16 protein-coding genes and 1 pseudogene are annotated in these 18387 nt (G+C 62.5%); 6 read left to right on the top strand and 11 right to left on the bottom strand.

Going from position 1 to position 18387, the window contains the following annotated elements:
• Positions 1-3: 3 nt before the first annotated feature.
• From VM054_00405 to VM054_00355, 11 genes are all read right to left on the bottom strand, one after another.
• Complete coding sequence (locus tag VM054_00405; GenBank protein HUT97517.1) at positions 4-1440, bottom strand: FAD-linked oxidase C-terminal domain-containing protein; 1437 nt, start codon at positions 1438-1440, stop codon at positions 4-6.
• 264 nt (positions 1441-1704) lie between these two features.
• Positions 1705-3945, bottom strand: coding sequence for an NADP-dependent malic enzyme (locus VM054_00400; protein HUT97516.1), 2241 nt, complete (start codon positions 3943-3945; stop codon positions 1705-1707).
• Between the two features lie 333 nt (positions 3946-4278).
• Positions 4279-5538: a nickel-dependent lactate racemase gene (larA, locus tag VM054_00395; GenBank protein ID HUT97515.1), complete on the bottom strand. Its 1260-nt coding sequence runs from the start codon at positions 5536-5538 to the stop codon at positions 4279-4281.
• A gap of 102 nt (positions 5539-5640) precedes the next feature.
• Complete coding sequence (locus VM054_00390) at positions 5641-6258, bottom strand: hypothetical protein (GenBank protein HUT97514.1); 618 nt, start codon at positions 6256-6258, stop codon at positions 5641-5643.
• A gap of 295 nt (positions 6259-6553) precedes the next feature.
• Complete coding sequence (locus tag VM054_00385) at positions 6554-7765, bottom strand: porin (protein ID HUT97513.1); 1212 nt, start codon at positions 7763-7765, stop codon at positions 6554-6556.
• A 96-nt stretch (positions 7766-7861) separates the two neighbouring features.
• Positions 7862-8638 (bottom strand): phosphate signaling complex protein PhoU, encoded by a 777-nt coding sequence (gene phoU, locus VM054_00380; GenBank protein ID HUT97512.1) that lies wholly within the window; start codon positions 8636-8638, stop codon positions 7862-7864.
• 61 nt (positions 8639-8699) lie between these two features.
• Positions 8700-9455 (bottom strand): phosphate ABC transporter ATP-binding protein PstB, encoded by a 756-nt coding sequence (gene pstB, locus VM054_00375; protein ID HUT97511.1) that lies wholly within the window; start codon positions 9453-9455, stop codon positions 8700-8702.
• A gap of 38 nt (positions 9456-9493) precedes the next feature.
• A complete protein-coding gene (pstA, locus tag VM054_00370) occupies positions 9494-10351 on the bottom strand; it encodes a phosphate ABC transporter permease PstA (GenBank protein HUT97510.1) in 858 nt (285 codons plus the stop codon).
• On the bottom strand, positions 10348-11256 hold the full coding sequence (gene pstC, locus VM054_00365; protein ID HUT97509.1) for a phosphate ABC transporter permease subunit PstC: 909 nt from the start codon (positions 11254-11256) through the stop codon (positions 10348-10350). The genes pstA and pstC overlap by 4 nt, the downstream gene beginning before the upstream one ends.
• Before the next feature lie 42 nt (positions 11257-11298).
• A complete protein-coding gene (locus tag VM054_00360) occupies positions 11299-12126 on the bottom strand; it encodes a PstS family phosphate ABC transporter substrate-binding protein (protein ID HUT97508.1) in 828 nt (275 codons plus the stop codon).
• A gap of 205 nt (positions 12127-12331) precedes the next feature.
• A complete protein-coding gene (locus tag VM054_00355; GenBank protein ID HUT97507.1) occupies positions 12332-12517 on the bottom strand; it encodes a hypothetical protein in 186 nt (61 codons plus the stop codon).
• Positions 12518-12867: 350 nt separating this feature from the next.
• On the opposite strand from VM054_00355, the gene VM054_00350 reads away from it, so the two are divergent.
• From VM054_00350 to VM054_00325, 6 genes and pseudogenes are all read left to right on the top strand, one after another.
• Positions 12868-13074: a hypothetical protein gene (locus VM054_00350; protein ID HUT97506.1), complete on the top strand. Its 207-nt coding sequence runs from the start codon at positions 12868-12870 to the stop codon at positions 13072-13074.
• Complete coding sequence (locus tag VM054_00345) at positions 13068-13307, top strand: hypothetical protein (GenBank protein HUT97505.1); 240 nt, start codon at positions 13068-13070, stop codon at positions 13305-13307. Before VM054_00350 ends, VM054_00345 begins: the two co-directional genes overlap by 7 nt.
• Positions 13308-13361: 54 nt before the next feature.
• Positions 13362-13667, top strand: a pseudogene (locus VM054_00340) (GAF domain-containing protein).
• A 321-nt stretch (positions 13668-13988) separates the two neighbouring features.
• On the top strand, positions 13989-15134 hold the full coding sequence (locus VM054_00335; GenBank protein ID HUT97504.1) for a VCBS repeat-containing protein: 1146 nt from the start codon (positions 13989-13991) through the stop codon (positions 15132-15134).
• Between the two features lie 187 nt (positions 15135-15321).
• Positions 15322-16233 carry a helix-turn-helix domain-containing protein gene (locus VM054_00330; GenBank protein ID HUT97503.1) on the top strand — a complete coding sequence of 304 codons (912 nt, stop codon included), beginning with the start codon at positions 15322-15324 and terminating at the stop codon, positions 16231-16233.
• 177 nt (positions 16234-16410) lie between these two features.
• Positions 16411-18312, top strand: a complete 1902-nt coding sequence (locus VM054_00325) for a T9SS type A sorting domain-containing protein (GenBank protein HUT97502.1) — start codon at positions 16411-16413, stop codon at positions 18310-18312.
• The last annotated feature ends 75 nt before the right edge of the window (positions 18313-18387 follow it).

The following is an 18387-nucleotide window of genomic DNA, read 5'->3' as shown; positions in this document are numbered from 1 at the left end:
CCATCACCTGCTTTCTACGGGATACCTGAGTTCTGTTGCCGTCAGCCAATCGTCGGGGGCATCAAAGAGCTTGTGGGGGTTGAGGATGTTGTTGGGGTCGAAAACCCGCTTGATGGCCCGCATCAGCTCCAGGCTGTCGGCCTTCTCCAGCTTGAAGGCGGGCGCCTTCGACAGACCGATTCCGTGCTCGGCCGAAGTGGTGCCGCCCACGGAGTTGACGTACTCGTAGATTTCGGCCACGGCGCGCTTGGCGTCTTCCCATTGGCTCTTCTTCGTCGGGTCCATGAGGATCTTGGCGTGCATGCATCCCGAGCCGCAGTGACCGTAGGCGGTCATGATCACGTTGTACCGGTCGCCTACCTCGTGTATCTTTCCGGCCATCTCGGCCATCTTGGAATAGGGCACCGCCATGTCGTCGGCCAGGGAGGTGCAGGCGTAACCTTTCTTGTAGCGCGACAGCGACGCAAACAGCTTTTTCCTACCGGCGAAGATCCGGCTTCGTTCATCGGGGTCGCAACTCGTCTCGATGTTGAAGCCGTTGTGCTTCTCACATGCAGCCTTTATAGCGTCGAGCTCCCCGTCAACCGTCACCTGCAACATACCGTCGGCCTCGAAGAGGATGATTGCCTCCACATCGGGGAGACCCAACTTCAGTGTCTCGTTGACCGCCGTGATTGCGACGTTGTCCATCAATTCGATCATGGAAGCCGAGCATCTGCTGCAGATGATCTCGGTGATGGCGTGGCCGGCGTCTTCGAGCCTGTTGTAACATGCGATACCGAGGCAGCGGTATTTCGGGATGGGGACGATTTTCAGTGTGGCCTCGACGATCACGGCCAGGGTTCCCTCGGAACCGACTATCAGGCGCGCGAGCTGATACCCGGTGGCTTCCACGTGGGTGAGTGTGCCCATATCAACCAGCTTGCCGGACGCCAACACGACCTTCAACCCGAGGACCGAGTCGCGGGTCGCCCCGTATTTGACGGAGCGGACGCCGCTGGCGTTGTTGGCTATCTCGCCGCCGATGGTGGCGATCCGGCTCGAAGCCGGTGCCGGCGGATACATGAATCCGTAGGGCTTCAGCGCCCGGTTCAGGTCGTCGTCCACCACCCCGGCCTCAACACGGCAGAGCATATCCTGGGGCCGGATTTCCAGGATGTGATTCATCCGTTTCATGTCGAGGACGATTCCGCCGTCGATAGGGACGGCCTGACCCGACATGCCGCTTCCGGCCCCGCGGGGCACGACCGGAATCTCCCACGAGTTGGCGTAGCGAAGGATATCCTGGATCTCATCTATGTTACCGGGCATGAGGACGATATCGGGTCTCGCGAAATGCACCGATGCATCGGAGCCGTAGACGTACAGATCGGCCGGACTGGTGCGCGCATTCTCTCTACCGACTATTTGCTGAAACCGTTCCACGTCCTTGGGATTCATGGATGCTCCTTAGCGAAAGCAAATACTCATCCATCCTTTGTGTGAATAAATTCACACTAGGTTTGCACAAAAAAAACCACATAAAACAAAGGTAATGTCACTTAAACAAAACCCGAGAGGTTAGTCAATACGTCACCATTTAAATATACAAATTCTCAATTGGCATCCAAACAACGTCCCAAACCTGCGCCAAGAACGTGACGAGCCGGCCAACCCCGAAGGGAGACCGACTCGTCAGTTTTGGCAGGACCCCGGTTTCTTTACCTAAATCTCGGCCACGGCGATGGCCGCCATGTTCACCACGTCGTCCACCTCACAGCTGTGGGGTAGGATGTGGGCGGATTTATTCAGCCCCATCAGGATCGGCCCGATGGCCTCGGCGCCGCCGAGCTTCGAGCACAACTTGTAGGCGATGTTGGCCGATTGCAGGTCCGGGAAGATCAAGACGTTCGCCCCACCTCGCAGGTCGGCGAAGGGGTAGGTGCTCTCGAGGAGCTCGGGCATCACCGCCGTGTCCGCCTGCATCTCCCCGTCAATCTTCAGGTCGGGGACAGCCCTCTTGACAATCTCCACTGCCCGCTTCACCTTGAGGGTTTTCTCGTGGGCCACGCTACCGAAGTTGGAGAAGGAGAGCATGGCGATACGAGGTTCGTAGCCGAGCTTCTTGACATACTTGGCGGTGAGCTGGGCGATGCCCGCCAACTCCTCGGCGCTGGGATCAATGTTCACGGTGGTGTCGGCGAAGAAAAACACCTTCTCTTTGAAGATGAGCATGAACATGCTGGCCACGATACCGAATCCGTCATCGGTGCCGATGACCCTGATGGCCGGACGGATCGTCTCCGGATAGTAGGTGGTTATCCCCGTCAGCACGCTGTCGGCGTCGCCCATCCGGACCATCATCGGCCCGTACACACGCCCCAGCTGCAACAACTCTCGGCAGTGGGCCAGGGCTCTGCCCTTCCGCTGCCGGAGCTTGAAATACTCCTCGGCGTAGGAGTCCAGATTGGGGGATTCGGGCGGGTTGATGATTTCCACGTCCCCCAGGTCCAGGCCCAGCTCACGGATGTGTTCCTCGATGACGGAGCGCCGGCCGAGGAGGATGGGCCTGGCGATTCCCTCGCCCACGATGATGGCGCTGGCGCGCAGGATGCGGTCGTCCTCGCCCTCGGGCAAAACCAGGCGGGCGGGATGTTTACGGGCCTTGTGAATCACGAGGCGCATGATCTCGCGGCTCTTGCCCAGACGGGCTTCGAGCCGTTCTTTATACTCGTCAATATCCAGCTTGACCCGGGCGACGCCGGACTCCAAAGCCGCCTGGGCGACGGCGGAGGCCTCCCAGATGAGCACGCGGTAATCGAAGGGCTTGGGGATGAGGTACTCCCGCCCGAAGCTCAGCCGCTCGACGCCGTAGGCCTTGCAGACCGAATCGGGCACGTCCTCCTTGGCCAGGTCGGCCAGGGCCTTGGTGGCGGCGTGCTTCATGGCCTCGTTGATGTCGGTGGCGCGGGCGTCCAGGGCACCGCGGAAGATGAACGGGAACCCCAGGACGTTGTTCACCTGGTTCGGATAGTCGGAGCGGCCGGTGGCCATGATTACGTCGTCGCGGGCCGCCTTCGCGTCCGGGTAGGTTATCTCGGGGTCCGGGTTGGCCATGGCGAAGATGATCGGATCGGAGGCCATGGACCGCACCATGTCCTGGGTCACCAGCCCGGCGGTGGAGAGGCCCAGGAAGACGTCCGCCCCCTCCATGGCGTCGGCGAGGGTGCGCCGGTCGGTCTCAACGGCGAACTGCTCCTTGTACGGGTTCATCCCCTCCTTGCGACCGGCGTAGATGACCCCCTTCGAGTCGAGAAGGAGGATCTTCGCCGGGTCCACCCCGAGGGTGATGTAGTACTTGGTGCAGGCGATACCGGCGGCCCCGGCGCCCGAGACCACGAGCCGGACCTGGCCGATGTCCTTCCCGTTGAGCTCCAGGGCGTTCAGGAGCGCCGCTCCTGAGATGATGGCCGTCCCGTGCTGGTCGTCGTGGAAGACCGGGATGCTCATCCGCTTCTTCAGCTCCTCCTCGATGACGAAGCAGTCGGGGGCGGCGATGTCCTCCAGGTTGATCCCCCCGAAGGTCGGCTCGAGCATCTCCACGGTGCGGATGATCTCTTCGGGGTTCTTGGAGTCAACCTCCAGATCGAAGACGTCAATGTCGGCGAAGCGCTTGAAGAGGACGCCCTTGCCCTCCATCACCGGCTTCCCCGCGGCGGGGCCGATGTCGCCCAGCCCGAGTACCGCCGTGCCGTTCGAGACGACGGCCACCAGGTTGCCCTTCGCCGTGTAGTCGTAGACCTTCTCCGGCTCCTTTTCAATATCCAGGCACGGTATCGCCACCCCGGGGGTGTACGCCAGGGACAGGTCGCGCTGAGTCCGGCAGCGCTTGGTGGAAACGACCTCTATCTTGCCGGCCCTGCCCCGGCTGTGGTACTCGAGAGCCTCCTCGCGGCTGATGGCCATCGGTTCCTCCAATTAAAAGGCACAGGGTACGCCCTGCGCCGGTTACTCTTCCGCCGTCCCCGGAATTCGGGAAACGAAAAAAACACACCCTCCCGAGCGGCTCGCCGTCGGTCCGGGTGTCGAGAGTGAAACGTAAAGCTTTCTGTACCCCGCAGACCGGGATTTCATCTTCGACCCAACTGGATGAAAGTACTCAGGTGTAAGGCCGACTGGGGCGCAAACCGCCGATTTAACACTTTAAACGATCGAGTCCCGTTCCCTCGACCCCGCCGTCAGGAGCTCGCACGAGTCCGTCTGAAGGCCGGTGCGGAACCCGCCCACACGATCCCGCCGTCAGGAAGGTTTGCCGTCGGGGATGAGGGGCACGGTGATGCTCCCGTCCACGAGGAAGAGCACCTTCGCGTCGGGCCCCCTGGCGCAAAGGGCCTCGTCCACCGCCGCCTGCAACGTGGCGAAGGGGCGCATGAGGCACTTGTGCACCACGTCGTCGGGGAGCTCGGTGACCGCCCACATCTCCGCCCAGAGGCCGATTTCCGCCATCTTGGCCGCCTTGTGGTACCCCAGGACGTAGCCCCGCTCGATGCGGGCCAGCACCTCTTTCGGGGTGGAGCAGGAGCTCAGGAGCTCGTAGAACGTCTCGTGGCCGATTCCGGTGCGACACTTGGACACCAGGATGAGTATACCCCCCTCGGCCAGGGCCAGCTTGCCGTTGTCCAGGGCCTTCTGGGACTGGTAGAGGTCCACGTCCATGGGGTATGGAGCGACGCTGACCACCACGTCGGCCTTGGCGGGAATCTCTACGCAGAAGACCTCGTTGGCCCGTTCGATGGCGGCGTAGAAGGATTCGTGGATGTGCCCGGCGGTGGCGGCGTATATTTTGCGGTCGCGGTCCAGGACGGTCTGGATGGAGAAAATCGGTTTTTCGGCGATGACCTTCAGGGCGTCAATCATGTCCTCGTGGACCGGGTTGCCGTCGAGGGCCAGCGCCTGAGCCCGGATATTCATAGCGAATTTGTGGTTCTGTTCGATTGTCAGGTAAGACGCGATGCCCGGCAGGAAGGCCTTGCGGCCGCCCGTGTAGCCGCCGAAGTAGTGGGGCTCGACGGAACCGATGATGACCAGCCGGTCCGCCTCCACCCCCAGGCGGTTGACCCACATCTCGGTGCCAGACGACGAGGTGCCGATGTGGACCATCTCGGCGTCGGCCTTGGAATCGTGGACGTGGATCCGGTCGCGGAAACGCTCGAGGTGGCGGCCGAAGATGAAGCGGAGCTCCTCCTCGGTGGGACCGCGGTGGACGCCGGTGGCTATGATGAAGGAGGGCTCAATGCCGGCCAGGTCCCCCTCGATTATATCGAGGACCTTGGCGGTGGGGGTGGGCCGCGTGCCGTCGTTGACGATGAAGAGAATCTCTCCGCCGGCGCCGATGAACTCGCCGAAGGGAACGGTGCCGATGGGGTCGGCCAGGGCGCGGCGCAGCGTTTCGAATTCGTCGCCCGAATCAACCTCGTTCGGGTGAACGACACCGGCCAGCCGGTCAGGTTCGAGCGCGACCGTCTGCTCCCCTTTTCCCCAAGGGACCCGAATCTCCACGACCGCCTCGGTGGAAAATCGAAAGAGCTAAACCGGGGGGACACTACGATAGAGCGTCCGGTTTGTCAATGCAAACCGGCGTCCGCCCGGTAAGCCCTCAAACTACTCGAAAACCACGAACCACCTGGACTTGGACTTCGCCGGGTGGAGCCTGAGCCAGAGGTCGTCGGGCAGGTACACCTGCACGTTGCAGAACTGGCAGGGCACCAGGCGGTCCTTGCCGTCCACGACCAGGGCGCCGCCGCACTTGGGGCAGGTGAAGGCCACGGGGCCCGAGACGCCCTCGGGCTGCACCTCGTCGGCGACGCTCAGCGACGCGCCCACCAGGAGCCGGGGGTTGAGGCTCGAAAACCAGCCCGGCGGCGGGGCGGTTTCCACGGTCTCGCCGCACTTGGCGCACGCTAGCGTGCCCGCGTCCGGCTTGAAGGCGGCCTCCGGGAAATCGGTCCCGCATTTCAGGCAGTACGGAACCTGGTTCGCGTACATGAGCGTCGTGTTGAACGTGCCCCAGATGGTCGAGTTGCTGCCCTCGCCCGTCTTGAGCTCCCCGGATTTCTCGTCGTCCAGGATGTCCTTGAAGATGTCTATCCAGTACTCGTGGGGGACATCGAAGTCCGCCTGACAGTGGGCGCAGTGGGCGATCTCCCAGGGCCCGTTGAGCGGGACGGGGTTGTCGCACTTGGGGCACTTGACGCCGCATTCTATGAGGACGTAGTGCAAGGGCTGACCTCCTGACGGGTGAGGGGACACGATTCTATTACTCCGCAGCCCCGTTATCAACCCGGGAAGTTGATTATCTCGCACAAACGAAAGCGACATCCAGGCAGGTTGGATGACGTAGGGGCGGGTCTTCAGACCCGCCCGCGGGCCGACCTAAAGGTCGGCCCCTACGAGGGTGTCTTGTCTCCCTTGATCACGCGTCGGACCGACCGCCCCAAGGAGTTCAATCATTAAACCGGTCGTCCTTTATGTGCAGAGGGGAACCCCTTTACAGCCGTGAGCCCCGGTCCTTTTTTTAGAACTTGAGCTGCAACTGCGCCTTGATCCAGGAGTTGCCGTCCACGTCGGAGTCCTCGGGCATCTGCATGATGTAGTTGAGCTGCAACAGCGCGTAGTGATCCTTGGTGAAGAAGAGGTTGGCGCCGATGGTCAACTGGTTCATGCCGTTGTTGTCCAGGGTGTCATCGGTGTCGTTCATGTCGTAACGGCCGCCGATCTCCACCAAATCGAGGAAGTCGCCGCCCACGGGCAGCCGTCCGAACAGGTCCACGGCCAGGCCCATGACGCCGAAGTCGTCGCCCGCGTCAACGGAGCCGCCGTCGGCGTCCTTGGAGCTGGACACGCCGATGCTCCCGCCGACGTACTCGAGGCCCGCGTAAAAGTAATCGTGGGTGTAGTTGGCGTGGGCGCCGTAGCCCGTGACACCGGTGTAGACATCCGCATCGGTTTCGGGATCCATGTATCCGAGGTCCTGGTCGTTGGCCATGTAGAGGAAGCCGCCCAGGTGGATACCCTTCATGAAGGAACTGTCGGCGTAGACGGAGAAGTTGATGTCGGTGAGGTCGGGGTCGTTCCCCGGGCCCGTTTCTCCGCCCCAGCCGGCTCTGTCGTTCTCCCAGACGCCGAGCTGAAGGTTCAGGTAACTGGTGCCTTTCTCCGCGCCGGCGATATTGAGCCCGGCCACGACGCCCTCTTGGAAATCGGGCGACCAGGCGTCGTGCTGGGGCCGGTCAATGAAGGGCTGCGCCGAGCTGGACAGCATGTAGGTCCAGGAGCCGGCCGGCTTCTGCAGACCGAATCGCAGGTTGAACAGGTCCACCGGCTTGAAGGACAGGTAGAGCTCCTCGAGCTCCCACTGCAGGTATTTCGCGGTGCTGGCGGTGACGCCGGAGACGTAGGTGAAATCGGGGGTGCCGTCGTCATCAATGTCGTAGTCCGTTGTGTCCAGGGAAAGGCCCTTGAAGTGTGCGCGGTCCTTGACCTGCTCGACGAGCTTGAAGGACCAGTAGTCGCCGATGTCGCCGGAAACTTCCAGCTTGGCGCGCTTGAAGTAGAGCTCGCCGAAGGCGTTGCCGTCGGTGACGTTGGTCTGGAGATCGTAGTCCCAACGGAACTGGAAGTAGCCGCCGAGCTTGACCTTGAAGAAGTCGTCGTCGAAGACGGTGACGCCGGCCAGGGCCGTGCCGGCGAAGGTCAGGGCCAGGAGAACGGCAAGTAATTTTCGCACTGTCTTTACCTCCAGGTTGGGGTTTGTTACAGGCAACGGTAGATTCAGGCTTTATGCGACTTTACGGCTACGACGCCGCGGAGCGTGGACGGGCGGTTATCCATCCCCCCGCGGACGCCGCTTCTTCTCTTTCATTCTCGCCAGCTCTTTCGCTATCTCGTGCTTGTGGTGCAGGTGCAGGTGGCTCTCCACCACGAAGAGCACGCTCTCGGCGATGTTGGTGGCGTGGTCGCCGACACGCTCGAGGTTCCGGGCGACGAGGGCCAGCCGCCAGCAGGTTTCGGTCAGCCCGGGCCCGTCGCCCGACTCCCCGTCGCTGCACCCGCCGGACATCCTGCCGAGGAGTATCCGTACCGTCCGGGCGGTCAGGTCGTTGAGCTCCGCGTCGCCGGCGATTACGCGCTTGGCCAGCTCCTCGTCCTCGTCGTTGTAGGCCCGCAGGCTGTCGGCCACCATCTTCCGGGCCATCTCCCCCATGTTCAGAAGCTCCCGGGGCAGCTCTATCACTCCGAGCGTCGCGCAGGCGGCCCCGGACTCGGGCTCACCCTCGGGCGAGGCCAGATAGCGCGCGTGGTTGGCGATGTTCTGCGCGTGGTCGGCGATGCGCTCGAGGTCGCGGTTTATGAGGATGACGGCCACGAGCTGCCTGACGTTCTTGCCCATGGGCTGAAAGAGGGTAATGACGTGGATGGCCTCCTCCAGGTTCCAGGTCTCCATCTGGTTGACGAGGAGCTCGTCCACATCGGCGACCCGGGTCGCTAAATCCACATCCAGGATTTCCAGAGCCTTGAGGGAATCGTCGAGCATGGACCGGGTGAGCTCGGCCATCTCCATCAACCGCGAGCCCAGGGCTTCCAACCGTTTATAAAGCATCGGACACCTCTTTAGCCCCGGCGGGCGTCTTTTTCCGTCCTTGAAACGGATTTTCAGACCTTTAACCGAAGATGCCGCGGAGGTAGTTCTCCGTCCGGTGGTCGGACGGAGAGGTGAAAACTTCGTCGGTCACGCCGAACTCGACCAGCTCTCCCAGCATCAGAAAGGCCGTGTACTGGGAAACGCGGGCCGCCTGCTGCAGGTTGTGGGTGACGATGATGACGGTGTAGTCGTCCTGCAGCTTTTCGATGAGCTCCTCGAGCTTGGCGGTGGAAATGGGGTCCAGGGCGCTGGCCGGCTCATCCAGGAGGAGCACCTCGGGCTCGACCGCCAGGGCGCGGGCGATGCACAGGCGCTGCTGCTGGCCGCCGGATAAGTCGAGGGCCGACCGGTGAAGCTTGTCCCGGACCTCCTCCCACAGGTTCGCGTCCCGCAGGGCCTTCTCCACGGCCTGCTCCAGCGCGGCTCGGCCGCGTTCGCCGTGTATCTTCAAGCCGTAGGCCACGTTCTCGAAGACGCTCTTCGGAAATGGGTTGGGGCGCTGGAAAACCATCCCCACCCGCCGCCGGAGCTCGTAGACGTCGGTTCCCTCCTCGAAGATGTCCCGGCCGTCGAGCCTGATTTTACCCCGAATCCGGCAGCTCGGTGTCAGGTCGTGCATGCGGTTCATCGCGCGCAGGAGGGTGCTCTTCCCGCAGCCCGACGGCCCCATGATGGCGGTGACCGCCTTCTCGGGGATAGCGCAGGTGACGCCCTTGAGGACCTGGGCGTCGTCGAACCAGAGGTCGAGCCCCTCGATGGTAACCTTGGCCACCATCTCCTCCGGTCTGGTTTCCCGATGCGTCAGTTGCACGTCTACCATTTCTTCCCCTTCCTGGCCCGGATGCGGAAGAATATCGCCGCACCGTTGACCAAGAGCACGAGCATCAGAAGGACGAGGGCGGTTCCATAGGCCATGGCCGTCTGCTCGACGGGATGGGTGCCCTCGGTCATCAGGGCGTATATGTGATAGGGCAGCGCCATGACCTTGCTGAAAAGACCGGTGGGCAGCCGTTTTGTGAAGAAGACGGCGGCGGTGAACATGATGGGGGCCGTTTCGCCGGCGGCGCGTCCCACGGCCAGAATCACCCCGGTCAGAATCTGGGAGACGGCCGCGGGGAGCACCACCCGGACGGTGGTGTTCCACCGGGTGGCCCCCAGGGCCAGGGAGGCCTCCCGGAAGCTCATGGGGATGGATTTGAGCGCCTCCTCGGTGGCGCGGATGATGGTGGGCAGGACCATCAGGCCCAGGGTCAGGCTCCCCGCCAGAATACAGGCGCCGAAGCCGAGGAAGTTCACGAAGAGCGCCAGGCCGAACAGGCCGAACACCACCGATGGGACGCCGGAGAGCGAATTGACGCCGACGCGGATCCAGCGACGCAGCTTCCCGTCCCGGGAATACTCGACGAGGTAGATCGCGGCGAAAAGACCCAGGGGCAGGGCGAAGACGATGGAGCCCAGGGACAAAAGGAGGGTTCCGAGGATGGCGGGCCAGATGCCGCCCTCGGTCATCGCCTTGTGCGGCACGTCCGTGAGGAACTCCCAACTGATGACATCGGCGCCCTTGGAGATGATGAAACCGATAACCAGGCCGAGCATGCCCAGGACGATGACTATCGAAACGCCGGACATGGCGAACCAGAAACCCTGCCGGAATTTTCGGGAAAATTTCATCTCTGCAGTTCCTGCCGTCCGCCCCGTATCCGTTCAGCGAGGAGATTGAAGGCCAGGGTTATCACCAGGAGCAGAAGCGCCAGGGCGAAGAGGGCGTGGTAATGGGGCCCTCCCTGCACCGCCTCCCCCATCTCCAGGGCGATGGTCGCCGTCATGGGCCTCAGGGGGGAGAGGGGGTTGATGGTCAGTGCGGCGCCGCCGCCGGCAACCATCAGCACCGTCATCGTCTCACCGATGACGCGTCCGAAGCCCAGGATGACCGCCGAGTAGATGCCCGAACGGGCCGCGGGGACCATGACGCGGCTCACCGTTTCCCAACGGTTGGCGCCCATCGCCAGGGAGGCCTCTTTGAGATCGTGGGGCACGGCGGAGATGGCGTCCTCGGCCAGGCTGGTGATGGTGGGGAAAGCCATAAATGCCAGGACGATGGAGGCGGAGAGCCCGTTGAGACCGATGGGGATGCCGAACAGGTCCTTGATGAAGGGGGCGACGAGGACCATGCCGATGAACCCGAAGACGACGCTGGGGATGCCCGCCAGGAGCTCGATGAGCGGTTTTATTATTTCTCTGAGCGCCGGCGGGGCGATTTCGGCCAGGAAGACCGCCGCGCCCAGGGAAAGCGGCAGGGCGATGACGAGGGCCAGCAACGTCACCTGGAGCGAGGCCGTCAGCAGGGGGAGGAGACCGAACTGGGGATTAGACACCCATTCCCCGGCCTCGTTCTGCGTCTGGAGGGTCGGGTACCACTGGGTGCCCGTGAAGAACTTAAGGGGGTCGTACTCCCCGAAGAAGGGGCCCGACTCGGTCAACAGGGTCACCAGGATGCCCGCCAGGAAGACGAGGGACAACAGGGCGAAGAATCCCAGCAGCGGCTTCACGACGGTTTCGGAGGTGAATCTGGTCATGTTCTTCGCCCCGTTTTTCTATCCTTGCACGAAAGAAGCGGCCTAGAGGGGGATGAAGCCCTCGTCGGCCACGATCTTCTGTCCCTCTTTGCTCAGGACGAATTTGACCAGGTCGAGCACGGCCTGGGGGGCGCCCTTGGGATAGTAAAGGTTCAAGTCGCGGGCGATCTTGTAGGCCCCGCTGTTGACCGTATCTTCCGAAGGGACCACGCCATCCACGGCCAGGGCCTTGACGGTTTTGTCTACGTAACCCAGGCCGACGTAACCGACGGCGCCCTCGGATCCCGCCACGGCCGTGCGCACGGTGCCGTTGGAGTTCTGGGTGACCGCGCCGGGGACGATGGGCTCCTTGTCCATGACGAGCTCCTCGAAGACCTCGAAGGTTCCGGAGGAGCTGTCGCGGGTGACCGGAACTATCTCGGCATCGGGACCTCCGAGCTGCTTCCAGTTGGTGATCTTGCCGAGGTAGATATCCTTGACCTGCTCGAGGGTGAGGCCGGAGACGGTGTTGGAGGGATGGACGACGATGGCGATGCCGTCGCGGGCGATGACGACCTCGACGGGCTTGACGCCCTTTGCCGCAGCGTCTTCCTTCTCCTTGTCCTTCATCTTCCGGGAGGCCATGGCGACGTCGGTGCGTCCGTCAATGAGGGCGGTGATGCCGTCGCCGGAGCCGGTGCCGGAGACCTCGAGGTCCGCCGCCTCGTACACCTCGGCCACGCTCTGCATGATGGGGGTCACGGTGGTGGAGCCGTTCACGCTGAGGGTGACGACCTCCGACGGCTCACCGTTCTCTTCCCCGCCGCAACCGGCGAGGGCCCCCACGATAATGAGGGTTAAAGCGGTGGGGATTGTGCTATACTTGCGCATGCAAGCCTCCTTGTAGAGTTCTTTCCGGTCTTGGACGACTGAGGGAACTTCCAGGGGGTCGGGCATTCAGGTGGCGGCCTGGATGCCCTCTTTCAATGTGCCCCGATGTTGGGAAACTCTTGTCCCGGGCACTTCTCCGGTTGATTGGCGGATCAACCGAACACTCGCAAAAAAAGGGAGCACCAAAGAACGGTGTTCCCTTCGTTCAGCACGGCGTCACGGAAAAAGAGCCTCCACCGCCGTCGTAGTGGAAGCCGAGCATGTCGTGGATCAGTTTCTGGTGACGGCAGGCGACGTGGATGGAGCGGATGACGAGTCGCCGGGAGCTGACCCGGCTGGGTTTGTTGTAGGTGAATTCGCCGTGGTACACGTTTCTCGGGCTCAGGTGCATCGTTTTTTCTTCGTCCGGCTTTGTTTATTTCACCCGCGAATCACTTTTCCCATTTACACCCTAACATAGGGGGTTTTGTCAAGTCAACTTTTTTTTACACTCGGCGCATATCTTAAAATATCAATCAGATAAGAAGCGCAGACCCGATCTGCAGGCGCACCGAAGGTGTACGTCTTGCGTAACTTTCCGCATTTCAACCGGATAAAATTGCAGTTGAGCTTCCCGAGCACGATCCCCACACCGACCGGACAGGCGAGAACCGCATCGCCGCGGCACCCCCTTGACGGGGTGTGAAACCCGGACTATTAAAGGGGTGGGTAAATCGGGGGAACCCGCCGGCGGTCTTGCGAGTGAACGAATCGGACGCGGTGGGCCGGGAGGTCGTGACCATGTCGAAAAGAGCACTCTTGACCGTGTCGGCGATTCTGCTCGCGCTCCCGGCAGTGCGGGCGGCCGACGAATGGGCGGGGGCCGACCTGGTGATTAAGGTGGACACCGAGTACGCACCAGCCACGGCTGGGGCCACGTCCTGCGCTGCCAGGTGCGGGACGTGCTGAAGGGCGACTTCGAAGCCGGGGAAATCGCCCTCAACGTCTGGGCCTCCTTCGACGACTTCTACCCCTTCGCCCGGCACCGGGGGATCATCCTCGGCTTCGTCTTCTACGGCGAGGAGAACCCCTACGGCGGCTTCAAGGACTCGCGTAACTGGTGGCAACTGGCGAGCATCGGCAACGGCGAGGAGGAGCCGCTGGTCGGGGACAGGGAAGAGCCCCCGGGAACCGGCGATTAGCGATGGCCGACCCACAGACCGAACTTCCGACTCGTCAACCCCGACGACGACCGGGAGCTGGTCCTGGGACCCTACACCGGGGCGGCGACGGAGCACACGCGGATTCCATTCTGTCGAGGCGTCTGCGGACGGGCCGCCGCCCAGCGCCGGACCGTCGTCGTCGGCGACGTGACCCGGGAAAGCAATTACCTGGCCTGCAGCGCGGCGACGAAGGCCGAGATAGTGGCCCCAATCTTCCACTCCGGCGTCATGGTGGGCCAGATAGACATAGACTCCCACACCTCCGATCCCTTCACCCCCCGGGACCGGGAGCTGCAGGGCGCCCTCCGACCCCTGGTCGCTCCCCTGCTGCATCCGTAAAACTGCACGACCCGGCGCAGAACCCCCCTTCCGTGATACGGGGAAGAACCGGCGGACCCATCGGTCCGCTTATACGTTATGACCGGAGGACGACCTCACCCGGGCCGCTCGACCGGCGAGCAACCATTTTGCTGCGTCAGAACGCCCGACTTCCGCTCCACCGAGCGGGCGTTCACCCGGCTAACGGCGGCGACTCTATTCCGCAACTTGCGCATTTACAAGATGATACGAACCAGCGTCTCGCCGCGGACCGACGGCCCTCCGGCCCGGAACGATATTTGCTTTTATTGATAGACACCGCAGCCGACCCCGGAGAGGGACATGATGGTTTCCCGCTACGCACAGCTCATCATCGCCTTGATAACGACCGTCATGGCCGGCCGGGGCCTCACCGATTCGGGGTACCCCGTCGCGGACAACTTCGACGGGGCGCGGTCCATCGCGGCCGTAGACCTGGACTCCGACGGCGACCTGGACATCCTCGGCGCCGCCCGGTACGCGGGCGACCTCTTCTGGTGGGAGAACACCGCCGGAACGGGCGCCCGGTGGCTTACCCGCGTGGTGGAGGACGACTTCCCCGGCGCGATGTCGGTCAACGCCGCCGACCTGGACTCCGACGGCGACCCCGACGTCATCGGCGCCTCCTGGGACTCCAGCACGGTCGCCTGGTGGACCAACGACGGCTCCGGCGCGGGCTGGACGCGGTACATCCTGGACGACGACCTGCGGGGCGCCACCTCCGTGTGCGCCGCCGACCTGGACTCCGACGGCGACCTCGACGTCCTCGGCTCCGGCCACCTGGTAGACGAGGTCGTCTGGTGGGAAAACCTGGACGGCCGCGCGTCGGACTGGGCCGAGCACAAGGTGAGCTACTACTGCGAGGGCGTCGACTCCGTCCAGGCGGCCGACCTGGACTCCGACGGCGACCCGGACATCCTCACCGCGTCGTGTACCACGTGCGGAATCGTCTGGTGGGAGAACATAGACGGGGGTTCGGAGTGGACGGGGCACCCGCTGGCCGAAGCCCTGGGTGAGGCGTACTGCGCCTTCGCCGCCGACCTGGACTCCGACGGCGACACGGACATCGTGGGCGCCGGGGTGGGCGAAAACCTGTTGGCCTGGTGGGAGAACGCCGACGGTTCCGGAACGAGCTGGAACCTGCACTCCATCGAGAAGAGCCTGGCCATCTGCGCCGTCCACGCCGCCGACCTCGACGCCGACGGGGACGCCGACATTATCGGGGCCTCGGCCACCGGCAACACCGTGCGGTGGTGGGAGAATGTTGACGGTCGCGGGTCGAGTTGGTACTCGCACACCGTGGACGCTGAATTCAGCGGGGCCTACGCGGTGAACGCCGCCGACCTGGACGGCGACGGGACGGACGATATTGTCGCCGCCGCCATGTCCGGCGACCGCATCCGCTGGTGGAAAGCCGGCGCCGTATCCCTGGTATCCAACGCGAGGTAAGGTAGCCTCCGGTCCGTATATACGCGACGAAGGATGATGCACCTCGAAGCGGTCGGTGAGCTACGGACGGCGGGTCCCGAGGACCCGCCTTTTTTTATATTTTTCCCCAGAACACCCTTGACAGGGGATTAATTATACACTATCGTTGTCACTGTCGGGACAACACTATTTGCGAAGGAAAAACCTGATGGACTACAAGAAGATACACGAGATGCTGAAATACATCGAATTCACCGAGAGTGAGGTCAAGGCCTATCTCGCCCTCCTGCGAAAAGAGAAGTGCACCCCGGCGGAGGTCGGAAAACTGGCCGGGCTGAGCAGGGTGAAGGCCTACGACGTGCTGAACTCCCTGGAGGCCAAGGGGGGGTGCATCCAGCTCAACTCCGGCCGGAAGCTCTACGAAGCGGTGGCTCCCAAAATGCTCCTCGAGGAGGCCCAGAAAAACTTCGCCCAGGAAGCGAAGACGTTCCAGCAAAGCCTGACCGAGGTCGGCGATACCCTGAGCAAGCTCTACCGAAAGGCGAAGAAAGCCGGGGAGAAGATTGATTACGTCAAGGTAATGAAAGACCCTCTCGTAATTCAAGAGGAGCTCACGAGACTGGTTTCTAACGCGAAGGAGGAAATAGTGCTCTTCGCGGTTGACCTCGTCTTGGAGAAGGCACAGGGCGGCGCGAAGAAAAAGATGATGGAGGAATCTTTAATAAAATACAAAGCCGAGTTTACCGAAGCGCTACAAAAAAGAAAGGTGAAGTTTCATTCAATAGCGGGGCTCGGGAAGCTGAACCACAGCCTGGTAAACGTCATTACAAACGTTTACAGGGACTACGATAACGTTGATGTAAAAATCATTGACGAGGTGCCGGGCAAGGTTCTGGTAATTGACGGACGCGAGATACTGCTCGGCTTGAAGAGCGAATTAGCCAGCGGCTACGGTCTGCTGGCACTTCATCTCAGGGACAGGGGGCTGGCCGAGGTGCTCAAACGGGCCTTTTATGCCTACTTCGATTCGGCGCCGTCTGTAAAAGACATGGATATAGAAGTTCTTTTGAGGGAGAAAAGGATAGTACTGGTAAACGAAGTCATCGGAGGTAAACACTAGTTCGCCCGGGGACGCTGGAAATCGCGCCAGAAAAAAGAGGTGGTTGTGCATATCTACCTGGTCCTCGGCGAGCGCCTGGTCGTGAGCCGGTGAATCACGGTCAGCTCGGGATGGAAAACCCATCTCGGGTCTCGTTACGGTGAGGTAGAGATACCTCATAATAGAGGTGAGAAAGCCATGCGTAAGATACTAACGATGCTAGTGGTGGTCCTGGTGCCCGTCGTCGCGGTGGACAGGATTCCCTATTCCATCCCCCCCGACTGGACGAGCGAGGACGGGGCCTCGACGCACTGGATCGTCCTCGGCGACTTTAACGGGGACGGCTGGGTGACGCAGACCGGCGAGACGAGCACCGGCGACGGTCACTGTAAGGTGTTCAACCTCGACCACATTCCGGCGCGCGACATTGCCGAGGTGCGCGTCAACGGACGGGTCCTCGGTCTCGACGAGTACTGCGAGGACCCGCACGACGGATGGATCGCCCTGGGCGCGGCCCCCGCCGACGGGGCGACCGTCGAGGTGGACTACACCTGGAGCGACCGGCTGGACCTCTACGCCGCCAACAACATCACGGCCACCTACGATTATGACGTGGTGTACTACAACGAGGGGGACGGTCTGTCGGAGGCACCGGGCTGGACCTCGGGATTGGACGAGGGCTCCTACTCCTGCGTCGCCGGGGACCTGGACCTGGACGGCGACCTGGACCTGGTCTGTGGCGGCGATCAGCTTCACGTGTACTACAACGACGGGAACGGCCTCGAGACCACGCCCTCCTGGTCCCACATGTACGACCCCTCCGCCGTGTACGATGGTCTCACACTGGGTGATTACAACGACGACGGCTACCCCGACCTGGCGATGACCGACCAACATGTTCACAACGTCGCGATCTATACCAACGAGGGCGGCGTCCTGACCGACGAGCCCCTGCTGTTTAGACATGAAATGGGCGTATCGACAGATTGGGGGGACTACGACGCGGACGGCGACCTGGACCTGGCCGTAGCCAGCTACGGGTCCTACGTTCGGGTCTATGAGAACGTAAACGGCGTCATCCAGACGACGCCGATTTGGAAGAACGACCCACCCCCCGGAAGATGCCAGGTGGCACTCTGGGGCGACGTTAACGATGACGGCATCCTCGACCTCTTCAAGGGCATCTGCGGCGCCGACGACTGGTTGGATTTCTACTCCGACGTCTACTACGGCGACGGTTCCGGCCTCCCCACCTCGCCCAGTTGGGAATCCGAGTTGTACGGCCACGTTTGTTCCTGCAGCATCCGCGACGCCACGCTGGACGGTCACACGGACATGTTTCTTTCGGACCTTGGCACGATACACATGTACCTCTGGAACGGCGGCGGACTGGAAACATATCCCGAACTGCTCTGGCTGCCGGACTATTATGCAGTGTGTTCAGACCTCGGGGACCTGAACAACGACGGTTCACCCGACCTGGCCGTGGGATTAACCTCGAACCCTTGGGATTATGGTAAACCCAACTTCGTCTTCTACAACCAGCTCGGGGTCGGCCTGGAGGACGCGGACATCTTTGCGGACGTTCGCGACGAGGGGGTCCTGGTCGGCTGGGAAATCACCGGCGACGTTCCCGCCGGTCTACACGTCCTGCGGTCAACTGGTGAGAGCGAACCGGAGGCGGTATCCGGCGCGCTTCCCGGCTCGGCGGTCCGCTGGCTGGACAGAGATACAGAGGCCGGTTTGAGCTACGTCTACTGGCTGGAGGTCACCGACTCGGACGGGACGGTAAGCCGCTTCGGCCCCACGGAGGCGGTGACTTTCCCAGGACCGGCGTACCGGCTGACACTCGAAGAAGCCTATCCCAACCCGGCGCGCGGGGCGGTGAGCTTCGCCTATTCGCTTCCCGCCGACGGCCATGTGGAACTGGCCGTCTACGACCTGGCCGGCAGGCGCGTGGCCACCGTGATGAACGCCGAGACGACCGCCGGGCGTCACGAGGCGTCCTGGAACTGCGTGGAAATTCCCTCCGGCGTCTACCTCTACCGCCTGGAAACGAGCGCGGGATCGCTGACGCGGCGGCTGGTCGTCAGCCGGTAATCTGCACCCCCCTCCCTGCCCTCCCCCCCCAGGGGGGAGGGGACATGCATGTTGCGATGACGTAGGGGCCGACCG

The sequence above is a fragment of the bacterium genome (assembly GCA_035528375.1).
Lineage (GTDB): Bacteria > RBG-13-66-14 > RBG-13-66-14 > RBG-13-66-14 > RBG-13-66-14 > RBG-13-66-14.
This window is presented reverse-complemented; position numbering and strand designations above follow the sequence as displayed.